The following is a 22,776-nucleotide window of genomic DNA, read 5'->3' on the forward strand; positions in this document are numbered from 1 at the left end:
ACCAGCGGGAAGAAACACTGGCCGCCTATGGGCAGAACTCAATGGCCCTTGACACACGGCCGCATGGCCGAAGAGGGCACCTGGGACACGGTGCTGGCAACACGGACCACCTGCAGCGGATGCCGAAATCCTGATCGATTGGTCGGTCTCGGTCGACTCCACGATCGCCCGCGCCCATCAGCACGCGAGGAACACCACCCGGCTCAGAGGGGCTGGATCGAACGACAAGGAATCCGCGTGAAGAGCCCGCCGATCACGGCCTCGGGCGCTCACGGAGCGGGCTGAGCACGAAGACCCATCAGCTGGTCGACGGTGCTGGGCGAGAGGGCGTACTCATCGCGGGCGATCGGCACCCATCTGCGCGCCGGTGGCATCAAGGCCGTTCTCCCCAACCGGCTGACCAGCAGGGCCACCGCAGACGCCGCGGCTCGGCCGGCGGCCGACCCGTGGGCCTGGACTCGGAGGCTTACACGGGCCGGAACGTGATCGAGCGCCAGGACGCGCACCTGAAGCAATGGCCGGGCCTGGCGAGCAGGTACGACGAGTACGCGATCGTGTACTGGGCTGCCGTGGTCCTGAATGCTGTGCTCGCGTGGTCGACGGCATTGTCGGACACGCCCGAGTGGCGTGTTCGAACTGATCGACGATCCAGGTCAAGTGCTCGAGAAGCTCGGCGAGGCTCAGCACCGGCAGGTATGAGCGTGAGGACCTGGACAGAGAGGATCCCCCGAAATGCACATCGTGAAACAGAGTGAGCGATGTAGTGCTCTTCAGTTGGCACTGGTTGATATTGGTCGACGAGGCTTCAGCCCGGTCTGGTGATGCCCTGCGATGACTCTGAAGCCGGCTCTCGGGCGAATCCTCACATCGGGACGCCGAGACCCTGTGGGAGTCCAAGGATGGGACGTCTCGACGCCTGATCTGTCGGCGCTGCAGAGGAGCATGAGACCTGGGCCTTAAACCAGCTGAAGACCGGTCAAGCAGGTGGGGTCGTCGGGGCGGGTCGAGATGGCCTTTTTCGCGGTGCGGCCTTCAGCTGAGACAGTGAGAGTAGCGTCAATTCCACGCGGCAGCCAGACCCCGACGAATCCGTTGTCGTACGTCGTCAGCGTTTCATCGAGGAGGGTCTCCCCGGACGTCGCCTCGACCACGGTGACGTGGACGTCAGTATTGGCGAGTTCGCCGGTGCAGGTCGTGAGGCTGTGGAAGTAGCATTCGTGAGTCTGGCTGCGATACGGGGCGATAGAGACGTAGAATTCGTCTTCTGGCATCGGCAGGGTGGTCTGATTGTTCTGGTCGTCGGTCAGTACAAGCTGGTCCGGTTCAATCGACGCGATGAATTCAGACGAGCGATCTGTCACCTTCGTTGAGTCGAGGCGCTTGATGATCTCGCGAGCATTCAATCCGTCTAGATTGTGCTCGACCACCAGTGAGTGATCGGATCCTGCATCAGCGGACGGTCCCGCATCAGCACAGCCGCTGAGCAGGAGGACGGCGCTGGTCGCCAGACCGGTCAAGGCCGCGCAGATCCTCAGGCGGCTCCTGGAGGACTGGATCGGAGCAACAATGGCAAGTGGCATGCCCAACTCTTTTCTCAGGTGAACGTGTTCATGTCGTCAGGTTAGACAGAAGGCATCCCGAGTTCGCCGGTGCCAAGGGCGCGACGACGTGCAAAGCACGCCTGCCCGGAGACATCAAGAGCCTTGTCCTGATCTGGGGCCCACCGGTCCGAGGCACCCTGTGTTGACGAAATCGGATGGTGTCAGGAGCGCACGAGGCGATTGATGGCGTCGGTGGCCTCCTGGATCTTGGCGATGGCCGCGTCTTCATCGCCTTTCTTGGCGGCGTCGAGCACGCAGTGCTTGAGGTGGTCATCGAGCAGACCGGTCGCCACTCCCTGCAGGGCGCGGGTGAGGGCCGAGACCTGGGTGAGGATGTCGATGCAGTACTTTTCGTCGTCGATCATCTTCGTGATGCCGCGGGCTTGGCCTTCGATGCGCTTCATGCGGTTGCGGTAACGGTCCTTGTCACTGATGTAGCCGTGCCGATGGGCTCCGGTGTCGGCACCGGTCTCATCGGCTGCAGTTTCAGTGGTCACGAGTGCGTCCTTCACTTCTGGTGCTCCAGGACGGAGCGGGTGCTGGCATCTGGGGCGAGGTCGATGCGACGCAGCAGCTGGGCGTTGAGCGCGACGACGACGGTGGAGATCGACATCAGGATCGCGCCTACTGACATCGGCATGACGAAGCCGACGGGTGCGAGCACGCCAGCCGCGAGCGGCACAGAGAGCAAGTTGTACCCTGCGGCCCACCACAGGTTTTGCCTCATTTTACGGTATGCGGCACGGGAGAGCTGGATGACCGAGAGGACGCTACGCGGGTCGGAGCTGGCGAGGATGACACCTGCAGAGGCGATGGCGACGTCGGTGCCGGCCCCGATGGCGATGCCGACGTCGGCCTGGGCCAGGGCAGGGGCGTCGTTGACGCCGTCGCCGACCATGGCGACCTTCTTGCCCTCCTTCTGCAGCTGGTCGACCTTGGCGGATTTGTCCTCGGGGCGGACGCCGGCGAAGACCCGGTCGATGCCGAGCTCTCTTCCCACCTCGTTCGCCACGGCTTCCGCGTCGCCGGTGATCATGACGACCTCGACGCCGAGCTGATGGAGCGCATCGACGGCGTCGCGGGACTCTGGGCGAACCTCGTCGGCGAGCTTGAGACCGCCGATGACCTTGCCGTCGCGGAGGACGTGCAGGATGATCGCACCCTCTGCCCGCCATTCGTCGGCGACACCGATCTCGTCCTGGCCGGTCTCCTCGAGCAGACGGGGTCCGCCGACGCGGATCTCATGGTCGGCCACCGTCGCGGTGACGCCGACCGCCGGGGAGGAGGTGAACCCGCTGGCCGGTTCGACGGCGAGGCCCTTCTCCTTGGCGGCGGTGACGATGGACCGGGCGAGGGGGTGCTCACTGTCGGCCTCGGCGGAGGCGGCCAGGGCGAGGAGCTGTTCGGCATTCAGGCCGCCGGTCGGCTCCACGCCGGTGACGGTGGGCTCGCCCTTGGTCAGGGTGCCGGTCTTGTCGAAGAGCACCGCGTCGACCTGGCGCATGGACTCCAGGGCGAGGCGGTCCTTGATCAGGACGCCGCCGCGGGCGGCGCGCTCGGTGGCGATGGACACGACCAGAGGGATCGCCAGACCCAGCGCATGGGGGCAGGCGATGACGAGGACAGTGATGGTGCGAACGACCGCGTCGTCGGGGAGCCCGAAGAGCGTCCAGACGACGGCGGTGATCAGCGCAGCTCCGAGGGCGAACCAGAACAGCAGGGCCGCAGCCCGGTCGGCGATGCGCTGGGCACGGGAGGATGAGCCCTGCGCCTCGGCGACGAGCCTGTTGATGCCCGCCAGAGCCGTGTCGTCGCCGGTGGCGGTGATCTCTACGCGCAGGCCGGAGTCGGTGGCCACGGTGCCGGCGGTGACGTTCTCGCCCTCGCCGCGGGCGACGGGGTGTGATTCGCCGGTGATCATGGACTCGTCCATGTCGGCGCGGCCGTCGACGATGGTGCCGTCGGCGGGGACGCTGCCGCCAGGCCGGACGATGACGACGTCGCCGACGCGCAGCTCTGCCGGGTCGACCTTGACGACGTCGTCTCCCTCTATACGCTCAGCCTCGTCAGGGAGCAGCGCGGCGAGGGAGTCCAACGCCGAGGTGGTCTGGGCCAGTGAGCGCATCTCGATCCAGTGGCCCAGCAGCATGATGACGATCAGCAGCGCCAACTCCCACCAGAACTCGAGCTCGGGGTGGACGAGACCGACAGTGGCGGCCCAGGAGGCGAGGAACGCTACGGTGATGCCGAGCGCGATGAGCAGCATCATCCCCGGCTGGCGGCTTTTCAGCTCGCTGACAGCACCGGTGAGGAACGGGGTGCCGCCCCAGGCGTACATGACGGAGCCGAGGACTGCGGCGACCCAGCCCGCCCAGCTGGGGACCGAGTAGCCCAGGAGCATGGCGAACATGGGGGAGAACGCGACCACCGGGATGGCGATGATCAGGTTGATCCAGAACAGCCGCCGGAACTGGCCGACGTGGTCGCCGTGGCCCGCGTGACCACCGCCGTGATGACCGTGCCCGGCGTGGTCACCGTGTTCCATGGTGTGGTCTTCGTTCTCGGCGCGCGAGTCGTCACGGTGGCCGGACTCGGTGGTCGCGACGCCGGCGTGGTCATGGTGATGCGTGGTCGGGTCCGTCATGCTCTTCGCTTCCCCTCGTCATTCCCCGATCTTTCCTTCGATCGGGTCGTATTTCGCCGCGGACCTTCAGCGCGCCCGCGGCGATCGGCTCAGGAGGCCGGCTTGAGCTCGCTCTCGACGACCCACTTGTGGTTGGTCATCGTCATGCCGTCGGACTCGTAATCGACCATGTAGACGGTCTCCTCGGTGGAGGAGGCGATGGTCGCCTTCGCGCCCTTCATGCCTTCCATGTGTTCGGCCTCGAGAGTGACCTCGGTGCCGTCAGCCAGACGTTCATCTCCGGCGTCCTTGATCTCCTGCTGGACGACCCACTTGTGATCCTTGACCGGCTCCCCGCCTGCGGACGGCGTGAAGTCCACCGCATAGGTGTACGTGTCGTACGCGCCGGCGATCGTCGCGTTCGCACCGTCCATGCCCTCCATGTGGTCGGCGGTGAGCGTGACCTCGGTGCCGACCGGGTATGTGGGCGACGCAGCCGTCTCGATGCCCTCGGGGGCGGGGCCGCCGTCCATCGGATGCTCCATCCCGCCGCTGTCAGAGCTGCTGTCGTGGCCCTCGTGCTGGCTGGTCGTCGAGGGGGTCCCTTGGTCCTGGCCGCCGCCGGTGCTGCAGCCGGTGAACACGAGCGCTCCTCCGAGCACTCCTGCGGCGACGGTGGTCATGAGGTGCTTGCGCATGAAGTCTCCTGTTCGTTCTGGTCCAGTCAACGCTATACCCCTCCCGGGTATCAAGTCGATGTCGATCGGCGGGCGTGGAATCGCCCGGCCAAGATCCAGTCGACCCGGGGTGGCAGCGCTGAGGCTGCGATGGAGAACATCGGCTCGGCGGCCCTGGTCGCAGATGGAATCGAGGCCCGAACGGACGGGCTCACCTCGCTCGCCGTCGTGACGGGATCGGCTGCGTCGTCTCGTGAACATCACCGTGGTGAGAAGACGATCCCAGTACCGTCGATCACCCAAGAGAAATTGGTCTTGTCCGGTTGCATCGTCGGGTGTCCCATCGAGACAGGGATCCTGAGAGCCGACGGAAGCTGTGCAACTATCGCCAGGCAGAGCGAAGCATGTCTCAGTACGTGCTCCGTCAGATCGCCGCGAAGGCCTGATCCACGGGGCCCGCCCGCGCGGGCCGCCGCCGGCGTCCCGCCCGGGTGCGGAGCCGCGGAGTAGGCTGGTCGCACCATGGAACATCTGCCCCCCACGAGCCCCGGCGCCCCGCTGCTGCCGCAGATCGCCCGCCCGGCGGACCTGTCGGCCCTCACGGAGGACCAGTTGACCGCGCTGGCTGCGGAGATCCGCGCCTACCTGATCGCCCACGTCTCCAAGACGGGCGGCCACCTCGGACCGAACCTGGGCGTCGTCGAGCTGACGCTGGCCGTGCACCGCGTCTTCGAGTCGCCGAAGGACGCGGTCATCTTCGACACGGGTCACCAGTCGTACGTGCACAAGCTGCTCACCGGACGCCAGGACTTCACGACGCTCCGCCAGGAGGGGGGCCTGTCCGGCTACGGTGACCGCACGGAGTCCGAGCACGATGTGGTGGAGTCCTCGCACGCCTCCAGCTCGCTCTCCTGGGCGGACGGCATCGCGCGGGCCTGGGCGCAGACCGGGCAGGGGGACCGCACCGTGGTGGCCGTGATCGGCGACGGCGCACTCACGGGGGGCATGGCCTGGGAGGCGGTCAACAACATCGCCGCGGGCCGGGACCGGCGCGTGGTGATCGTCGTCAACGACAACGGCCGCTCGTACGCGCCCACGGTGGGCGGCGTCGCCGAGCACCTGGGCGGACTGCGCCGCGGGGTGCTGGACAAGGTGCGCACCCACCACCGCTACGAGCAGACCCTCGACTACCTCAAGCGCCGCCTCCAGGAGGCCGGCCTCGCGGGCGAGCTGGTGTACCGGCCGCTGCACGCGGCGAAGAAGGGCCTCAAGGACCTCTGGGCGCCGCAGGGCCTGTTCGAGGACCTGGGCATGAAGTACATCGGCCCGGTGGACGGTCACGACCTCACCGCCATGGAGGAGGCCCTCGAGGACGCGCGGGCGTACGGCGGGCCCGTGATCGTCCACGCGATGACCGAGAAGGGGCACGGCTACGCACCGGCGGTCGCGCACGAGGCGGACCAGTTCCACGCGATCGGCGTGATCGACCCCTCCACGGGCGAGCCCATCACCTCGTCCACGGCCCAGTCCTGGACCTCCGTGTTCGGCGAGGAGATGCTCGCGATCGCGAATGAGCGGCCGGACGTCGTGGCCATCACCGCCGCCATGCAGAACCCCGTGGGCCTGGCCCCGATGGCGCTGGCCCACCCGGACCGGGTGTTCGACGTCGGCATCGCCGAGCAGCACGCGGTCACCTCGGCCGCCGGCATGGCCTTCGGCGGTCTGCACCCCGTGGTGGCCGTCTACGCGACCTTCCTCAACCGCGCCTACGACCAGGTGCTCATGGACGTGGGCCTGCACCGTGCGGGCGTGACGTTCGTGCTGGACCGCGCGGGCGTCACCGGGCCGGACGGCCCGAGCCACCACGGCATGTGGGACCTGGCCCTGCTGCAGTCGGTGCCGGGGCTGCGGATCGCCGCGCCCCGCGACGCGGACACGCTCCGGGAGGAGCTGCGCGAGGCCGTCGCCGTCGAGGACGCGCCCACCGTGGTGCGGTTCGCGAAGGGCTCGGTCGGCGAGCCGGTGCGTGCCCTGGAGCGACTGTCGGACGGCACGGACGTGCTCGCCCGGCGGGGCGAGGCCGGCGGACGCGACGGCGCCGAGCGGGACGTGCTGATCGTGGCGGTGGGCGCGATGGCCGAGCTCGGCCTCGACGTCGCCGAACGGCTCGAGCGGCACGGCATCAGCGCCACGGTGATCGACCCGCGGTGGGTCCTGCCCGTGGCCCGGTCCGTGATCGACACGGCCGCCCGCCACCGGATCGTCGTGTGCCTCGAGGACGGGGTGCGGGCCGGCGGCGTCGGCTCGCGGATCCGGCAGGAGATGCGCGCGGCCGGCGTGGACACCGCCCTGAACGAGGTCGGCCTGCCGGTCGAGTTCCTCGCCCACGGCAGCCGCGAGCAGGTGCTGGCCCGCGTGGGCCTCACCGCGCAGCGCATCACCCAGGACACCGTCGCCCAGGTCCTCGGCGCCAAGGTCCCGTACGCCCGGCCCGTCCCCGAGGACGCGGCCGCCCCCCACCACCAGGAGCAGGCATGAGCATCGTCCGGCTGTACCGTGATCGCGTCGGCGACGACGGCGCCCGGCTCTTCGAGTACCGCGAGGCATGGGCCGACGCGGAGGCCGGGGAGTTCGTGGTCCACCACGGCCGGGTCGGCCAGCCCGGCACCGTCGGGGAGCAGCCCCTGGCCGACCAGGCCGAGGGTGATCAGCTGCTGGCCGCGTTCGTGGCGCAGGGCGCGGAGGAGGGCTTCGCCGAGGCGGACCCCGCGACCTTCGCCGTGCTGCCGGTGGCCTACCGGCTCCGCGGCCGGGAGGCCACGGTGATCGAGCGGCGCACCGTGGAACGGCTGCGCGTCGAGGTGACCCACCAGCTGGCCTGGCGCGGTCTTGGCGAGGTCGAGGACGTCGTCGAGGAGGCCGGTGCCCTCGTGCTGCGCGTCCGGACCCCCCACGCCCGCAAGGCCGCCGCCGAGATCCCGGCGGCCGCCAAGCGCGCCGACGGCGTGCAGCCGAACAAGGTGGACGTCCGCACCGCAGAGCAGGAGGGCTGACCCGTGCGCCACACCCGTCTCGGCCGCTCCGGGCTGACCGTCTCCGTCGTCGGCCTGGGCTGCAACAACCTCGGCCGCCCCGGCACCGCCACGCTGGAGCAGGCCGGCACCGACGCCGTCGTCCACGCCGCGCTCGACGCCGGCATCACCTTCTTCGACGTCGCCGACGTCTACGGCGCCGAGCCCGGCCTGTCCGAGGAGCGGCTCGGCCGCGCCCTGGGCGCCCGCCGCGACGAGGTGGTGATCGGCACCAAGTTCGGCATGGACATGGGCGGTGTCGCCGGCGACGACGGCGGCGCGCGGGGCTCCCGCCGGTACATCGTGCGCGCCGTCGAGGACTCCCTGCGCCGCCTCGGCACCGACTGGATCGACCTCTACCAGTTCCACACCCCGGACCCGGCCACGCCCATCGAGGAGACCCTCCGCGCGCTCGACGACCTCGTGCGCGCCGGCAAGGTCCGCTACGTGGGCCACTCGAACCGGGCCGGGTGGCAGATCGCCCAGGCCGAGTACGTGGCCCGCGAGCTGGGCGTGGAGCGCTTCGTGTCCGCGCAGAACCACTACAACCTGCTGGACCGCCGGGCCGAGCTCGAGGTGGTCCCGGCGGCGGCCGAGTTCGGGCTCGGCGTCCTGCCGTACTTCCCGCTGGCCAACGGGCTGCTCACGGGCAAGTACTCGCAGGGCGACGCCCCCGAGGGCTCGCGCCTGTCCCACGTGCGCCAGCACATGGTGGCCGACGCCGACCTGGAGCAGCTGGCCGCGTTCGGCCGGTTCGCCCGGGAGCGGGGGATCACCGAGGTCCAGGCCGCGATCGGGTGGCTGGCGGCGCAGGGACCGGTGTCCTCCGTGATCGCCGGCGCCACCCGTGCCGAGCAGGTCGTGGAGAACGCGGCGGCGGCCGACTGGCTCGCCACCGCGGAGGACCTGGCCGAGCTGGACGCCCTGTTCCCGGGCCCGGAGAAGGTCGCGCTCTTCTGATGGCCGGCGCGCTGACCGGCGCGGCCGCCGCGACCCCGCTCGTGCCGACGCCGGGGGAGGCCGCCCTGGGCTGGACCGTGTCCGTCGTGGCCGGTGCGCTGTGGGTGGCCGGCTTCGTCTCGCTGGGCCGCAGCCCCCTGGACGCCCGGGCGCGCCTGCCGTGGGTCGGCCTCATGCTGCTGCTGCCGGTGCTGGGGGCGCTCATCTGGTTCTGGTGGCGGCACCGCTACTACCCGGCGCGGCGGCGCGAGCAGCCGGCGTGGGACCCCAACGACCGCTCCGCCGTCGTGGTGCCCCCGCGCCGGCGCTACGGCGCGCCGGAGGAATGAGCCGGGCTCAGAGCTTGACGACGATGCGGTCGTCGACGACGGCCGCGTCGTAGTCCATGAGGGCCTTGCGGGCCGGGCCGCCGAACGGCTTCCCCGAGGTGACGTCGAAGTGCGAGCCGTGGCAGGGGCAGACGTAGGCCGGGCCCTCCTGCCGGTCCACGACCTGGAGCAGGCAGCCCTGATGCGTGCACACGTTGGTGAAGGCGGTCACCGTGGTCTCGTCCACGCGATGCATCATCAGCGTCCTACCCTGCACCTGCACCTCCCGGGAGGCGCCCACGGGCAGCTCGGCGGCGGGCAGCGCGTCGACGGCGTCGGAGCCGGTGTAGTGGTCCTGCGCGGTGTCCTTCTCACGCAGCCGGTCCGTGCAGCCGGCCAGCGCGAGTGTGCCGGCACCCGCGGCGGCGACGGCGGCGCCGCGGCCCAGGACGGTGCGGCGGGAGGTGTCCGGGCGGGCGTGGTCGTCGCAGCAGCCGGACCGGGAGGAGTTCGGGGTGAGGGGGGAGTCCTGCGTGGTCATCGACCCATTATCGCCCGTGGCGAGGGCGGATGCGACCGGGCCCGACGGGTGCGAGGATCGGGGGGACGGACCCCCGAGCCCCAGGAGCACCGCCGTGACCCACCCCGCCCCGCGCCCCACCGGCGCCGCCCGTTTCGACCTCACTCCCTTCGAGCGGTGGGAGGCCGTGACCCTCGACGACGTGCACGTCGGCTTCCTGCACCGGGTGCTGGAGGACGGCGTGCTGACCACCCGCATGGGCTTCGCCCCCACGCCCGCCCAGCGCGCCGCCCGCGGTGGACTGCCCGAGCGCTACCTCGCCCAGACGCAGGTCGGCTTCACGCCCGACGGGGACGGCTGGGCATGGACGACCCACGAGGACTCCGCCGGAGCCCAGCGGGTGCGCATCGACCGTGAGCGGGCCGGCATCGACGCCGCGGTGCTGCCCTCGTACGCGGAGTACCTCCTCCTCGCGCGGGTGGCCGCCGAAGGCCCGCTCGCCGTGGACCGGCTCGAGGAGGCCTCGCCCCTGCAGGGCGGGCTGCGCGTGCCCCGCGCCGAGCTGCGCCCGGCGGACGCGGGCGGGTCGGACGTGCGGGTGGCCGTCGTCGCGGACGGCGTGGAGCTGGGGGCGCACCTCGTGCGCGAGGGCGCCGTGGTCGCCTCCGACTGGGGCGGGGGCACCGCCTCGACCCCCGTGGCCGACCAGGCCGCGGCGACCGCCGGGCTCGACGCGCACGTGGTGACGTTCGCCGGGCTGCCGATCGCCTGAGCCGTGGGCCGGGCCGTCGCGGACGGCCCGGCCGGGGCCGGTCAGGCCTGCGCGGCCGGGTGGAAGCGCCGCCCGTTCACCCGCTCGGCGGCCCCGCAGTCGTCCAGGTACGGCGTGATGCCGCCCAGGTGCAGGGGCCAGTTGGCGCCGAGGATCATGCACAGGTCCACGTCCTCGGGGGCCGCGACGACGCGCTCGTCCAGGAGCAGGCCGATCTCCTCGGCCAGCGCGTCCTCGACCCGGCGCAGCAGCTCCTCGGAGGTCTGCGGGGTCGAGCCCTGCTCCAGCAGGGCCGCGGTCGCCTCCGGGATCTGCTCGCCGGTCGCGCCGGCGGCCTCCTCGTCGCGCCGGTCGGGGCGGACGTCCTTGGCCCAGATCGCGGTCTTGCCGGCGTCGATCAGGCGCTGCAGGTTCGCCGAGACCGGGAAGCGCTCCGCGCCGAAGGACGCGGAGAGGGACTCGGACACGTGCTGGGCCACGGGGATGCCGACCATGGCCAGGAGGGTGAACGGCGTCATCGGCAGGGCCAGCGGGTCCAGCGCGTGGTCGGCCTCGTGCGCGTCGGTGCCCTCGTCGAAGGAGTTCTGCACCTCGCCCATCATGCGCAGCAGGACGCGGTTGACCACGAACGCGGTGGCGTCGTGGACGAGCACGCCGGTCTTGCGGAGCCGGCGGGTCAGTTCGAACGCGGTGGCCACGACCTCGTCCGTCGTCGCCTCGGTCCGCACGATCTCCACGAGCGGCATGACCGCCACCGGGTTGAAGAAGTGGAAGCCCACGAGGCGCTCGGGATGCTCGAGGACCTCGGCCATGGCGGCCACGGACAGGCTCGAGGTGTTGGTCATCAGGATGGCGTCCTCACGCACGATGCCCTCGAGCTCGCGGAAGACGGTGCGCTTGACCTCGAGCTCCTCGAAGACGGCCTCGATGACGATGTCGGCGTCCGCGTACACCGCCTTGTCCGTGTCCGCGGTGATCAACCCGGCCAGGGCCTCGCCGTCCTCGGCGGAGAGCCGTCCACGGGAGACCATCTTCTCGACCTGCGCGCGCACGCCCGCCAGGCCGCGCTCGACACGCTCGGCGTCGATGTCCGTCATCACGACGGGCACCCGCAGGTGCCGGGCGAAGACGAGGGCGAGCTGGCCGGCCATCAGGCCCGCACCGACGATGCCGACCTTGCGGACCTCGCGGGCGAGCTCGCGGCCCGGGTCGCCGGCGGGGCGCTTGGCGCGGCCCTGGACGAGGCCGAGGAACGCGTACACGGTGCGCCGGAACTCGGGGGAGTGCAGCAGCGTCCCGAGGGCGTCCGCCTCGGCCTGGGCGGACTCGGCGCGGGTGCGCGTGCGGGCGCCGGTGAACAGGTCCTCCAGGTGACGGCGCGCCGGCAGGTGGCGTCCGGGGCGAGCGGCCTGCAGCCGCTCCAGCGCCGCCAGGGCGCGGTCCCAGGCGGCGTCGGACACGTCGCGGTCGCGGTGGGCGGCCAGTTCGGCCGCCACGGACTCGTCCCCGGCGACCAGGGCGGCGGCGAGCTCGAGGCCCGCGTCGAGGAGGTCCCCCTCCACGATCCGGTCCATCAGGCCGAGCCCGTGCGCCGCGCGGGCGTCGAGCATGCGGTTGTCGTCGAGGGGGTTCTTCAGCACGACGTCGACGGCGGCCTCCGGGCCGATCAGATGGGGCACGCGCCACACGCCGGACCAGCCGGGGATCAGGCCGAGCCGGACCTCGGGCAGGCCGAAGCCCTTCGCATCGGCGGCCACCACGCGGTGTCCGGCGGCCAGGGCCAGCTCGAGGCCGCCGCCGAGGGCGAGGCCGTTCACGAGCGCGACCGTGGGGATCTCGAGGGCCGCGAGCCGGTCGTAGACGGCGTGGCCGAGCAGGGCCAGGTCGCGGCCGACGTCGTCGGTGAGGCCCGCGATCAGGGACAGGTCCGCCCCGGCCGCGAAGGTCCCCTCCACACCGGTCACGGCCAGGGCCTGGATCGCGCCCGCGGCGGCCCGGGCGGCCTGCTCGTCGAGCACCCGGCCGAGGCCGAGGAGCGTGGCCGGGCCCAGGGTGGCGGGCCGGCGGGGTCCCTGCCCGTTGTCCAGCGTGAGCAGCGCGAGCGTGCCCGCGCCATCGGGCAGGGCGTGGTCGGTCACGGTGACGGTGGTGACGACCTCATCCGGGGCCAGGGCGGGCAGGTGGTCGAAGGAAGCAAGAGAAACGGATGTCATGCGGGTCACACTACCGGCGAGTAGCCTCGGCGTCGACGCGACGCGACGGACCGATCCGGCCGGCCGCGTCGGGGGCTCAGGCGCCGGCGGGATCGGGGTCGAGGAGCGCGACCGTGACGATCGCGCCGACGTTCTCCACCTGCCACGGGCGCGCGCCCCGCTCCGTCAGGAACGCGTCGACGGTCTCGGGGGTGATCGGGGCGGGCGGGGTCCAGCAGATCCGCCGAAGGGTGTCCGGGGTGAGGAGGTTCTCGGTGGGCATCCCCAGCTGCTCGGCCCGTCGGGCGACGCGGGCCTTGGCCGTGCGCAGGCGGCGGTCCGCCACCGGGTCCCGGTCCTTCCAGGCCCGGGGTGGGGGCGGGCCGTCCCCGGTGCGGATCTGCGCCGCGGGGGCGTCGTCCCGCTCGGCGTCCTCGACGCCGGCCCGGATCGCGGCGATCCAGCGCGGGGCCTCGCGGCTCGCGGCGCGGCCGTGGAAGCCGGAGGTCTGGCGCAGGGCGGGGACGGTGCGCGGCTGGGCGGCCGCGGCGGCGACGATCGACCGGTCCGGGATGAGCCGGCCGGGGGCGACGTCGCGGTGGCGGGCGAGGTCCTCGCGGGCCTCCCACAGGCGCTTGAGGACCGCGCGCTGCACGGGGCGGCGCAGCGTCTGGGAGCCCGAGGTGCCGCGCCAGGGGTCCTTCTTCGGCGTGGGCGGCGGGGCCGTGCGCACGTGCTCGAACTCCTGCTCGGCCCACGCGAGCTTGCCGTCGGCCTCGAGGCGCGCGATCAGGGCCTCGCGCAGCGGGACGAGCAGCTCGACGTCGAGCGCCGCGTAGGTGAGCATCGCCTCGGGCAGCGGACGCACCGACCAGTCGGCGGCCGAATGCTCCTTGGCGAGGGTGACCCCCAGCAGCTCCTCCAGGACCGCGGCCAGGCCGACGCGCGGCAGGCCGGACACCCGGGCCGCGAGCTCGGTGTCGAACAGCCGATCGGGGCGCAGCCCCTGCTCGGCCAGGCAGGGCAGGTCCTGGCTGGCCGCGTGCAGGATCCACTCGACGCCCGCGAGGGCCTCCTGCAGCGGGGCCAGCCCGTCGAGGGCTTCGGGATCGACGAGCCAGATGCCGGCGCCCTCGCGCTTGAGCTGGACGAGCATAGCCCGCTGGCCGTACCGGATCCCGGAGGCGCGCTCCGCGTCGACGGCGACGGGCCCGGTCCCCGCGGCGAGCGCCGCGGCGCAGGCCTCCAGGCCCGCGCGGGTGTCGGTGAGCCGGGGGACTCCACCGGCCGGTGTGGCGATCAGCCGCGGGGGCGCGTCCGGGGCGGCCGTCTCGGGGGCGTCGGTCATGCTGCTCCTGTTCGGGGAGGTCGGGGCGGGGACGGGCCGGGGCCCGGTGTGTCGGAGGCGCGGGCGCGCGGTCAGGGGCCGGCCGTGTGGACGTCCGCGGCGTGCTCGGGCGGCAGACCGGCGAACGCGCAGATCATGTCCGACCACGCCTCGAGATGCGAGCCGAGGTCCCGCGGGGCCGGGGTCCACGAGGCGCGCAGCTCGATGTCGGTGGTGTCCGGGGCCGCACTGAGCGTCCCGAAGCCCTCCGCGATGCTGCGCGTCGCGGTGCCGCCGGCGTGGGAGTGCTCGGCGTGGCGGCGCTCGAGCGCCTCCACGAGCCACGTCCACGCGACGGCGCCGGCCAGCTGGTCCAGTGCGACGTCCGGTTCCAGGCTCGCACGGATCCATGTCACCGCCCGGAAGCCTCCCGGCCACCGGGCGTCCGGGGCCGGGTCGTGCAGGAGGACGAACCGCCCCGTGGCCAGCACGCCGCCGGTCGCGCCCGGCCCGTCGCACACGTCGGCGGCGAGGGCGACGGCGAAGGGCGCCTGCCCCTCGGGTGCCGGGATCTCCCGCAGCCGCACCTCGGTCCGTGGCCGCGCATCGCGCAGGTCCGCCAGGGCACGCCGGAACACCCCCGGCGGCACGGGCGCCTCGACCGCCCCGGGGGCGGCGGAGAGGCGACGGGGCCCGATCACGCTCATGCCCGTCAGCCTAGGCTGCGGGGCCCAGCGGGCCGCGGGGGCGCGCCGTGGACGCCACGGCGCTCCCGCACCGGATCAGCGCGCCCCGTCCGGGGCCGCCGCGTCGTCGGCGGGGGCCAGGCGCAGCGAGATCGAGTTGATGCAGTAGCGCAGGTCCGTGGGGGTGTCATAGCCCTCGCCCGCGAAGACGTGACCCATGTGGGAGCCGCACGCCGCGCACCGCACCTCGATCCGCTCCATGCCCAGGGTGGTGTCCTTCAGGTACTCCACCCGGTCCTCCGCGAGCGGTGCGAAGAACGAGGGCCAGCCGCAGTGCGCGTCGAACTTCTCGTCCGAGCGGAACAGCTCGGATCCGCACGCCCGGCACGCGTACACGCCCTTCACGTGCGAGTCCCAGTACTCGCCCGTGAAGGGCCGTTCCGTGCCGGCCCGGCGCAGCACCTGGAACTCCTCGGGCGTGAGCCGTCGGGCCCACTCCTCGTCCGTCAGGCGGGCGCCGCCCGGGGCGGCCAGGGTCTGCTCGGGAGCGGGGACGTCCCGCGCGGGGTCGGGGGTGGGGCCGTCATGGGGGGTGTGGGGAGTCTCGGTCATGCCCGGTGCAACGGTCCGGAGCGCCGTCGTGTTCCCGACCGGCGTCGCATTGGCGGGCGCGCCCGCCCGTGGAGGACAATGGCGCGCATGGCCGCACGACCCCGCCGTCCCCGTCCCCACCCCGCCGACCTGCCGCCCGCCCTGGCCGCCGCCGTCACCGTGGCAGCCCGGCGGGCCGGGGGTCGCGACTCCCGCGTCCGCCGAGCGGGCCGCCTGGTCCGCCGCGGAGTCACCGGATCGGTGCGCGGCGGCGTGGCCGTGGCCTCCCCGGTGGCCCGCTGGGCCCCGCCCGTGCTCAGCGTCGCCGCGGCCTCCGCCTTCGTGCTGGCCGGGGCGAGCTCGGCGCTCGCAGGCGTGTTCGCCCGCACCGTGGTGACCCCCGTGCGCCGCCACGCCGAGTCCACGCCGATCCTCGCCGTCGTCGACACGCCCGCCGGGCAGGACGTGATCCTGCAGGCCGACGAGTACACCACCGTGCCCGGCCAGTACTCCCTCACGTTCGACGACGGCGCCGGATGCGCCCGCATCGGGGAGATCACCTCCTTCGACCCCCGGGACGGCACGGTGCAGCGCGCGGTCGAGGAGGTCTTCTCCGGCGATCTGACGACGGCGACCCGGGGCCGGTTCACCGGCTTCGTCTACCCGACCCCCGCCGACGCCGGGCTCGACGCCGAGGACGTGCAGGTGCCGGTGCCCGGCGGCCACGCCCGCGCATGGCGCATCGAGCCGGACCCCAGCGAGGACGGCGAACCCCGTCCCGCGGAGGGGCTGTGGGCGGTGATGGTCCACGGCCGCGGTGCGCGCCGCAACGAGGGCATCCGCGCCGTGCCGACCGCCCGCCGCCTGGGCATGACGTCGCTGCTGATCTCCTACCGCAACGACGGCGACGCCCCGGACGCCGCCGACGCCCGCTACGGGCTCGGCACCACCGAATGGGAGGACGTCGAGGCGGCCATCCGCTACGCCCTCGACCACGGCGCCCGGGACGTCGTCCTCTTCGGCTGGTCCATGGGCGGGGCCGTGGTGCTGCAGACCGTGGACCGCTCCCCGCTGGCCCCGCACGTGCGCGGCGTGGTCCTGACGGGCCCCGTCATCGACTGGGTGGACGTGCTGCGCCACCAGGCCCGGCTCAACCGGATCCCCGAAGCCGTGGGCCTGCTCGGCCAGTGGCTGCTGGCCAACCGGGCCGGCCGGTTCATCACGGGCCTGGCCGCCCCCGTGGACCTCAAGGCCCTGGACTGGGTGACCCGCGCCGACCACGTGCGTGTGCCCACGCTGATCCTGCACTCCGAGGACGACGAGTACGTGCCCGTCGGCCCCTCGCAGGACCTGGCCGAGCGCAACCCGGACCTCGTGCGGTTCGTCCGCTTCCACCAGGCCCGCCACACCCGCGAGCAGAACGTGGACCCGCGCAAGTGGGACACCACCGTGCGCGGCTGGCTGCGCGCCGTGCTCAGCGCCCCCCGCCCCGGCGGCCGGGGGCGCTGACCGCGCTCAGGCCGCGGCGTCCGCCAGCCCCCGACGGCGCAGCAGCGGCTCGAGCTCGGCGTCCCGGCCACGGAACGCGCGGTAGGACTCCAGCAGGTCACGCGTATCGCCCCGCGAGAGCAGCTCGTCCGCGAACCGGCGGCCGTTCTCCCGCGTCATCCCGCCGTGCTCGCGGAACCACTCCACGGCGTCCGCGTCCAGCACCTCGGCCCACACGTAGGAGTAGTACCCGGCCGCGTAGCCGCCGCCGAAGATGTGCTTGAAGTAGCCGGTGCCGTAGCGCGGAGGCACCAGGTCCGGGTCGATGCCCGCCTCGGTCAGCACCCGGCGCTCGAACGCGGCCGGGTCGGCCGTGGCGGCGTCCACCGTCTCCTCCGTCAGCGAGTGCCAGGCCCAGTCCACGAGCGCCGCGCCCAAATACTCGACCGTGCGGTGCCCCTCGCCCCACAGGTCCGCCGCCTCGAGCCGCTCCAGCGTCCCCGCCGGCAGCGGCTCGCCCGACTCCACGTGCCGCGCGTACGCGGCCAGCAGGGACGGCTCGCGCAGCCACACCTCGTTGACCTGCGACGGGAACTCGACGACGTCGCGCGGCACGTTCGTCCCGGTGAGCGAGGCGTACTCGCCCCGGGCCAGCAGCCCGTGCAGGGCGTGGCCGAACTCGTGGAACAGCGTCGTGGCCTCATCCAGCGTCAGCAGGGCCGGACGCCCCGCCGCCGGGGCCGGCACATTCATCGTGGTGAACACCACCGGGCGCTCGCCCAGGGCGTCCGCCATGTCCCGCACCGTGTGCATCCAGGCACCGCCCGACTTGGTCGGCCGCGCGAACAGGTCCGCGACGAACAGACCCACCCCGGCACCGTCCTCACCCGTCACCTCGAACACCCGGATCCCGGGGCGGTACAGGTGCCGCGCCAGCTCCGGGCGCTCGGCGAACGTGAGCCCGTACAGCGCCGTCGCCGCCGCGAACACGCCCTCGGTCAGCACCCGGTCCAGCTCGAAGTACGGGCGCAGGGCGTCCGCGTCCACCGCGAACTCCTCCCGCGCGTACGCCGCGGACAGCGCCGGCCAGTCCCATGGGGCCACCTCGGCGTCCGTCCGGCCCGCGTGCGCCGCCGCCGTCGCCGCGTCCGCCCGCGCGTTGGCCATCGCCCGCGGCGCCATCGCGGCCAGCAGCTCCTCCACGGCCGCCGTCGACGGCGCCGCCCGGTCCTTCAGCGCCTGCTCGGCCCAGCTCTGCGCCCCCAGCAGCCGCGCCTTGCGCAGCCGCAGCCGCACCATCGCCATCGCCGTCGTCAGCGTCTCGTGCTCCCCGGACCCGCCCCGGCCCGTCGACGCCTCGAACACCTCGCGCCGCATCCCCTCGTCCTGCAGGGACGCCAGCCACGGCTGCGACGTGAACAGGGACAGCGTCAGCAGCCACGGGCCCGCCGCCGCGTCCCCGTCCCCGTGCCCCGCCTCGGCGGCCGCCCCCGCCGCCGCGGCCAGGTCGTCCTCGCTCAGACCGGCCAGGCGCTCGCGGTCCGTGACGAGCACGGCGCGGGCGGCGGTGTCCGCGACGAGGCGGCGCGTGTAGGCGGCCGAGAGGGACGCCAGCTCCGTGTTGATCCCGCGCAGCTCCTCGCGCGCGGCCTCGTCCAGGTCCGCCCCCGCCAGGGAGAGGCGCAGGCGCAGCGTCTCCAGCAGGCGGGCGTCCTCGCCCGTGAGGCCGCCGTCGTCGATCGAAGCGGCGCGCGCCGCCAGCCGCGGGTCCAGCAGGATCGCGTCCTCGTGGGCCGCGAGCTCGGGGGAGAGCTCCTCGGCCAGGGCCTGCCGCGCATCCGTGCCGTCCGAGCCGACGAGCGTGAAGAACATCGCGGCGGAGCGGCGCAGCAGCTGGCCGGACAGCTCGAGCGCACGGACGGTGTTCTCGAAGGTCGGCGCCGTGGCCGCCCCGAGGATCTGGTCGACCTCGGCGCGCTGGGCCGCCATCCCCGCGCGCACGGCCTCGGCCAGCTGCGCGTCGGAGACGGCGGAGAAGTCGGGCAGCCCGTAGGGCAGGTCGGAGGGGGTCGCCAGCGGGTGGTCGGCGGGCAGGACGGAGGGCGCGGAGGTGTGGGTCATGGGCGCGAGTGTAGTCAGCCGTGATCCGCGCCACCCCACCGGGCGTCGCTAGACTGGGCGGTCGAGCCAGCAGACGAGATCCAGACCTGAGGAGGCGTGATGGCAGGACATTCCAAGTGGGCGACCACCAAGCACAAGAAGGCCGTCATCGACGCGCGGCGCGCCAAGGCGTTCGCGAAGTACATCAAGAACATCGAGGTCGCGGCACGTGCCGGCGGACCCGACGTCGCCGGCAACCCCGCCCTCGACCTGGCCGTGTCCAAGGCCAAGAAGGCCTCGGTGCCCAACGACAACATCGACCGCGCCGTCAAGCGCGGCGCCGGCCTCACCGGCGAGGTCATCGACTACGCCGAGATCATGTACGAGGTCCGCGGCCCCCAGGGCTCGGCGCTGCTGGTCGAGTGCCTGACCGACAACAAGAACCGCGCCGCCGCGGACGTGCGCGCGGCCGTCACCCGCAACGGCGGCACCATGGCCGACTCCGGCTCCGTCTCCTTCCTCTTCGAGCGCAAGGGCCTCGTGCGCCTGCCCGCCGAGGGCAACACCGAGGACGGCCTGCTCGAGGCCGTGCTCGAGGGCGGCGCCGACGCCGAGGAGGTCGTCGTCTCCGGCGACTCCTTCGAGATCCTCTCGGACCCCTCCGACCTGCAGTCCGTGGCCAAGGCCCTCGACGAGGCGGGCGTGGAGTACGAGTCCGACGAGCTCGAGTTCGTCCCCACCATGAAGGTGGACCTGGACGCGTCGGGCGCCCGCACCTTCCTCAAGCTGGCCGATGCCCTCGAGGACCTCGACGACGTCCAGAACGTCTTCTCGAACGTGGACATCGCCCCCGAGGTCCTCGCCGAGCTCGACGAGGACTGATCGCGCTGAGCGCGCGCCGGCCCGCCGACGTCGTCCGGATCCTCGGGGTGGACCCGGGGCTCACCCGCTGCGGGATCGCCGTGGTGGACGTGGACGCGCGACGGCGGGCCGCGCTCGTCCACGTCGAGGTCACGGGCACCCCGCCCACCGCCCCCCTGGACCAGCGCCTCCTGCGCATCGACGAGGCCGTCTCCGCGGTCCTCGCCGCGCACCGGCCCGATCGCGCCGCCGTCGAGCGCATGTTCGCGAACACGAACACGCCGACCGTGCTGGGCACGGCCCAGGCCGCGGGCGTGGCGATCGCCGCGGCCGCGCGCGCCGGCGTCCCCGTGGGCCTGCACACCCCCTCCGAGGTCAAGGCCGCCGTCACCGGACACGGCGATGCGGGCAAGGAGCAGGTCACCACGATGGTCACCCGGATCCTCCGCCTCGACGCCCCGCCGCGCCCGGCCGACGCGGCCGACGCCCTCGCCTTGGCCATCGCCCACGGCTGGCGCGGCACCGCCCTCGGCGCGGCCGCCGGCCAGACCGGCCTCGACACCGCGGACCTCGCCTCCCGGGCGGGGCGCTCGCAGTTCGCCGCCAAGGCGCCCGCGCGCGCCCGCCCGCGGGGCCAGCTCACCGCCGCGCAGCGGGCCTGGCTCGACGCCGAGCGCTCGGCGGGCGGCGGGCGACGCCGGTAGGCCGCTGCCGGGCCGGCGTTCGATGATATGTTCGAATCCGCGCCGACCGGCGTCCGTCCGTCCCGACAGGAGGGCCCCTCATGATCGCCTCGCTCAGCGGCACCGTCGAGCACGTGGCCCTCGACCGGGCGGTCATCGCCGTCGGCGGCCTGGGTGTGCAGTTCTCCGCCACCCCGCAGACGCTGGCCACCCTGCACGAGGGCCGGCCGGGGGCGGTGCAGACCCACCTCGTGGTCAAGGAGGACGCCCTGACCCTCTACGGCTTCGCGGACCGCGACGAGCGCGAGGTGTTCGAGGTGCTCATCACGGCCAACGGCGTGGGTCCCCGCCTCGCCCTGGCGATCCTCTCCGTCCACCACCCCGAGACCGTGCGCCGGGCGGTCACCGAGGAGGACGAGAAGACCCTCACCCGCGTGCCCGGCATCGGGCCGAAGATGGCGCGCAAGATCATCGTCGAGCTCTCCGGCCGCCTCGCGCCCACCGGGGAGCCGGTGCCCGAGGCGGAGGCCGAGGCGAGCGCCGAGCCGACCGTCGAGGCGCTCTGGCACGCCGACGTCGTGCAGGCGATGGCCGGCCTGGGCTGGTCCGAGAAGGAGGCGCTCAAGGCCGTCGAGGCCACCGTGGCGGCCCGCCCGGAGCTGGACGAGGGCCGCGACGTCGCCGCGCTGCTGCGTGCCACCCTGCGCGACGTCGGCATGGCCGGCTCTGTGCGAGGCGGGCGATGAGCGCGGAGTCCTCGCCGCTGTCCGCGGCGGCCGTCGACCCGGAGGAGCGTCGGCTCGAGGCCGCGCTGCGCCCCAAGCACCTGGACGAGTTCGTGGGCCAGATGCGCGTGCGCGAGCAGCTGGACCTCATGCTCGCCTCCGCCCGGCTGCGCGACCGCGCCGCGGACCACGTCCTGCTCTCCGGTCCGCCCGGGCTCGGCAAGACCACGCTGGCGATGATCGTGGCCGCGGAGATGAACGCCCCCCTGCGGCTGTCCTCCGGCCCCGCGATCCAGCATGCGGGCGACCTCGCGGCCATCCTGTCCTCGCTCACCGAGGGCGAGGTGCTCTTCCTCGACGAGATCCACCGGATGTCCCGCCCGGCCGAGGAGATGCTCTACATGGCCATGGAGGACTTCCGGGTGGACATCGTGGTGGGCAAGGGCGCCGGCGCCACCTCGATCCCGCTCGAGCTGCCGCCCTTCACGCTCGTCGGCGCCACCACGCGGGCCGGCCTCCTGCCGGGGCCGCTGCGCGACCGCTTCGGCTTCACGGGCCATCTGGACTTCTACACCGAGGTGGAGCTCGAGCGCGTCCTGCGCCGCTCCGCCCTGCTGCTGGACATGCGGCTGGCCACGGAGGGGTACCGGCAGATCGCCCGGCGCTCGCGCGGCACCCCGCGCATCGCCAACCGCTTGCTGCGCCGCGTGCGGGACTGGGCGCTCGTGAAGGGGCTGGCCGAGGTCGGCGCGCACGACGCCGCCGCCGCCCTGGACATGTACGAGGTCGACGGGCGCGGCCTGGACCGGCTCGACCGGTCCGTGCTCACGGCCCTGTGCACCACGTTCGGCGGCGGGCCCGTGGGGCTCAGCACGCTGGCCACCGCCGTGGGGGAGGAGGCCGAGACCGTGGAGACCGTGGCCGAGCCCTTCCTCATCCGCGAGGGCATGGTGGCGCGGACCCCCCGTGGCCGCGTCGCGCTGCCGGGGGCCTGGGAGCACCTGGGCCTCGCCGCTCCGGAGGCCACGCCGGGGCCGTGACGCCCAGGGCGGGCCCCTACACTGGACAGGCCCGCCCACCCCGAGCATCAGGAGTCCCCCATGCCCGTCGCCACCGCCGCGACCCTGCCCGTGATCGCCCAGCAGGCCCAGGGGGGTGGCGGCAGCCTGCTCATGCTCATCGCCTTCGCCCTGCTCGCGGTGATGCTCTTCCTCTCCTTCCGCAAGGGCAAGAAGATGCAGCAGCAGCAGGCGCAGATGCGCAGCACCCTCGCCCCAGGCGTCGAGGTCATGACGGGCGCCGGCATCTTCGGCACCGTCGTGGCCGTGGACACCGAGGGCCAGCGGGTGACGCTGGAGACCGCCCCGGGCACCCGCATGGACGTGCACCTGCAGGGCGTCACCACCGTCGTGGAGCCGGAGACGGCCGCCGCGCCCACCACGGACCCGTCGCGTCTGGATGACGCCCCCGGCACCGAGTACCGCGCCGACGACGCCGACGACCCGCGTCCGCGCCGCGACGACCTGGCCTGAGGCCCACCCACCCCTGCACACGCGGCCCCGCCTGGCGGGGCCGCTCGAATGTGACGGAA

At 73.2% G+C, this 22,776-nt stretch carries 21 protein-coding genes and 1 pseudogene; 12 read left to right on the forward strand and 10 right to left on the reverse strand.

All coding sequences use genetic code 11. The annotated features are described in order from the left end of the window. Positions 1-620 (forward strand): annotated as a pseudogene (locus NR072_RS04825) (IS5/IS1182 family transposase); the annotation flags it as partial. A 336-nt stretch (positions 621-956) separates the two neighbouring features. Here NR072_RS04825 and NR072_RS04830 read toward each other — a convergent pair. From NR072_RS04830 to NR072_RS04845, 4 genes are all read right to left on the reverse strand, one after another. Further along, positions 957-1,580 carry a CueP family metal-binding protein gene (locus tag NR072_RS04830; RefSeq protein WP_044659994.1) on the reverse strand — a complete coding sequence of 208 codons (624 nt, stop codon included), beginning with the start codon at positions 1,578-1,580 and terminating at the stop codon, positions 957-959. A 182-nt stretch (positions 1,581-1,762) separates the two neighbouring features. Further along, the gene (locus NR072_RS04835) at positions 1,763-2,098 is read right to left on the reverse strand and encodes a metal-sensitive transcriptional regulator (RefSeq protein WP_270618289.1); all 336 of its coding nucleotides are present in this window, start codon (positions 2,096-2,098) and stop codon (positions 1,763-1,765) included. A gap of 11 nt (positions 2,099-2,109) precedes the next feature. After that, positions 2,110-4,245, reverse strand: a complete 2,136-nt coding sequence (locus NR072_RS04840; protein ID WP_036382829.1) for a heavy metal translocating P-type ATPase — start codon at positions 4,243-4,245, stop codon at positions 2,110-2,112. An 89-nt stretch (positions 4,246-4,334) separates the two neighbouring features. Continuing rightward, positions 4,335-4,922: a YdhK family protein gene (locus NR072_RS04845; protein WP_163721322.1), complete on the reverse strand. Its 588-nt coding sequence runs from the start codon at positions 4,920-4,922 to the stop codon at positions 4,335-4,337. A gap of 501 nt (positions 4,923-5,423) precedes the next feature. Here NR072_RS04845 and dxs point away from each other — a divergent pair. From dxs to NR072_RS04865, 4 genes are read left to right on the forward strand one after another with little or no spacing between them, the layout of a single operon-like run. Next, the gene (gene dxs / locus NR072_RS04850) at positions 5,424-7,439 is read left to right on the forward strand and encodes a 1-deoxy-D-xylulose-5-phosphate synthase (RefSeq protein ID WP_241247657.1); all 2,016 of its coding nucleotides are present in this window, start codon (positions 5,424-5,426) and stop codon (positions 7,437-7,439) included. After that, complete coding sequence (locus tag NR072_RS04855) at positions 7,436-7,954, forward strand: hypothetical protein (protein WP_044659996.1); 519 nt, start codon at positions 7,436-7,438, stop codon at positions 7,952-7,954. The genes dxs and NR072_RS04855 overlap by 4 nt, the downstream gene beginning before the upstream one ends. A 3-nt stretch (positions 7,955-7,957) precedes the next feature. After that, positions 7,958-8,932 carry an aldo/keto reductase gene (locus tag NR072_RS04860; protein ID WP_020627855.1) on the forward strand — a complete coding sequence of 325 codons (975 nt, stop codon included), beginning with the start codon at positions 7,958-7,960 and terminating at the stop codon, positions 8,930-8,932. After that, positions 8,932-9,261, forward strand: coding sequence for a PLD nuclease N-terminal domain-containing protein (locus tag NR072_RS04865; protein ID WP_020627854.1), 330 nt, complete (start codon positions 8,932-8,934; stop codon positions 9,259-9,261). The genes NR072_RS04860 and NR072_RS04865 overlap by 1 nt, the downstream gene beginning before the upstream one ends. A gap of 7 nt (positions 9,262-9,268) precedes the next feature. On the opposite strand, the gene NR072_RS04870 is transcribed toward NR072_RS04865, so the two are convergent. Then, positions 9,269-9,781 carry a Rieske (2Fe-2S) protein gene (locus NR072_RS04870; protein WP_256836360.1) on the reverse strand — a complete coding sequence of 171 codons (513 nt, stop codon included), beginning with the start codon at positions 9,779-9,781 and terminating at the stop codon, positions 9,269-9,271. Between the two features lie 94 nt (positions 9,782-9,875). On the opposite strand from NR072_RS04870, the gene NR072_RS04875 reads away from it, so the two are divergent. Then, a complete protein-coding gene (locus tag NR072_RS04875) occupies positions 9,876-10,532 on the forward strand; it encodes a hypothetical protein (protein ID WP_036382836.1) in 657 nt (218 codons plus the stop codon). Between the two features lie 41 nt (positions 10,533-10,573). On the opposite strand, the gene NR072_RS04880 is transcribed toward NR072_RS04875, so the two are convergent. The 4 genes from NR072_RS04880 to msrB all read right to left on the reverse strand — a co-directional run bounded on the left by NR072_RS04880 (position 10,574) and on the right by msrB (position 15,349). After that, positions 10,574-12,745 (reverse strand): 3-hydroxyacyl-CoA dehydrogenase NAD-binding domain-containing protein, encoded by a 2,172-nt coding sequence (locus NR072_RS04880; protein ID WP_036317899.1) that lies wholly within the window; start codon positions 12,743-12,745, stop codon positions 10,574-10,576. Positions 12,746-12,821: 76 nt separating this feature from the next. Beyond that, positions 12,822-14,072: an HRDC domain-containing protein gene (locus NR072_RS04885; RefSeq protein WP_036382839.1), complete on the reverse strand. Its 1,251-nt coding sequence runs from the start codon at positions 14,070-14,072 to the stop codon at positions 12,822-12,824. 71 nt (positions 14,073-14,143) lie between these two features. Beyond that, a complete protein-coding gene (locus NR072_RS04890) occupies positions 14,144-14,758 on the reverse strand; it encodes a DUF3000 domain-containing protein (RefSeq protein WP_020627849.1) in 615 nt (204 codons plus the stop codon). Positions 14,759-14,833: 75 nt separating this feature from the next. Then, the gene (gene msrB, locus NR072_RS04895) at positions 14,834-15,349 is read right to left on the reverse strand and encodes a peptide-methionine (R)-S-oxide reductase MsrB (RefSeq protein ID WP_020627848.1); all 516 of its coding nucleotides are present in this window, start codon (positions 15,347-15,349) and stop codon (positions 14,834-14,836) included. An 87-nt stretch (positions 15,350-15,436) separates the two neighbouring features. On the opposite strand from msrB, the gene NR072_RS04900 reads away from it, so the two are divergent. Further along, the gene (locus NR072_RS04900) at positions 15,437-16,837 is read left to right on the forward strand and encodes a S9 family peptidase (RefSeq protein ID WP_020627847.1); all 1,401 of its coding nucleotides are present in this window, start codon (positions 15,437-15,439) and stop codon (positions 16,835-16,837) included. Positions 16,838-16,843: 6 nt separating this feature from the next. Here the strand turns inward: NR072_RS04900 and NR072_RS04905 are convergent, their stop codons facing one another. Continuing rightward, positions 16,844-18,937, reverse strand: coding sequence for a M3 family metallopeptidase (locus NR072_RS04905; protein ID WP_036380983.1), 2,094 nt, complete (start codon positions 18,935-18,937; stop codon positions 16,844-16,846). A 99-nt stretch (positions 18,938-19,036) separates the two neighbouring features. Between NR072_RS04905 and NR072_RS04910 the strand changes: the two genes are divergently transcribed. The 5 genes from NR072_RS04910 to yajC all read left to right on the forward strand — a co-directional run bounded on the left by NR072_RS04910 (position 19,037) and on the right by yajC (position 22,717). Then, positions 19,037-19,798, forward strand: a complete 762-nt coding sequence (locus NR072_RS04910) for a YebC/PmpR family DNA-binding transcriptional regulator (RefSeq protein ID WP_036317934.1) — start codon at positions 19,037-19,039, stop codon at positions 19,796-19,798. Between the two features lie 47 nt (positions 19,799-19,845). Beyond that, positions 19,846-20,481 carry a crossover junction endodeoxyribonuclease RuvC gene (gene ruvC, locus NR072_RS04915; RefSeq protein ID WP_036317938.1) on the forward strand — a complete coding sequence of 212 codons (636 nt, stop codon included), beginning with the start codon at positions 19,846-19,848 and terminating at the stop codon, positions 20,479-20,481. Positions 20,482-20,561: 80 nt separating this feature from the next. Beyond that, entirely contained in the window at positions 20,562-21,206 is a 645-nt protein-coding gene (ruvA, locus tag NR072_RS04920) for a Holliday junction branch migration protein RuvA (RefSeq protein WP_036317942.1), read from the forward strand. After that, on the forward strand, positions 21,203-22,225 hold the full coding sequence (gene ruvB / locus NR072_RS04925; protein ID WP_036317944.1) for a Holliday junction branch migration DNA helicase RuvB: 1,023 nt from the start codon (positions 21,203-21,205) through the stop codon (positions 22,223-22,225). Before ruvA ends, ruvB begins: the two co-directional genes overlap by 4 nt. A 60-nt stretch (positions 22,226-22,285) precedes the next feature. Further along, entirely contained in the window at positions 22,286-22,717 is a 432-nt protein-coding gene (gene yajC, locus NR072_RS04930; protein ID WP_036317946.1) for a preprotein translocase subunit YajC, read from the forward strand. The last annotated feature ends 59 nt before the right edge of the window (positions 22,718-22,776 follow it).

The sequence above is a fragment of the Micrococcus sp. Mcc89 genome (genome assembly GCF_024519795.1).
GTDB lineage: Bacteria > Actinomycetota > Actinomycetes > Actinomycetales > Micrococcaceae > Micrococcus > Micrococcus luteus.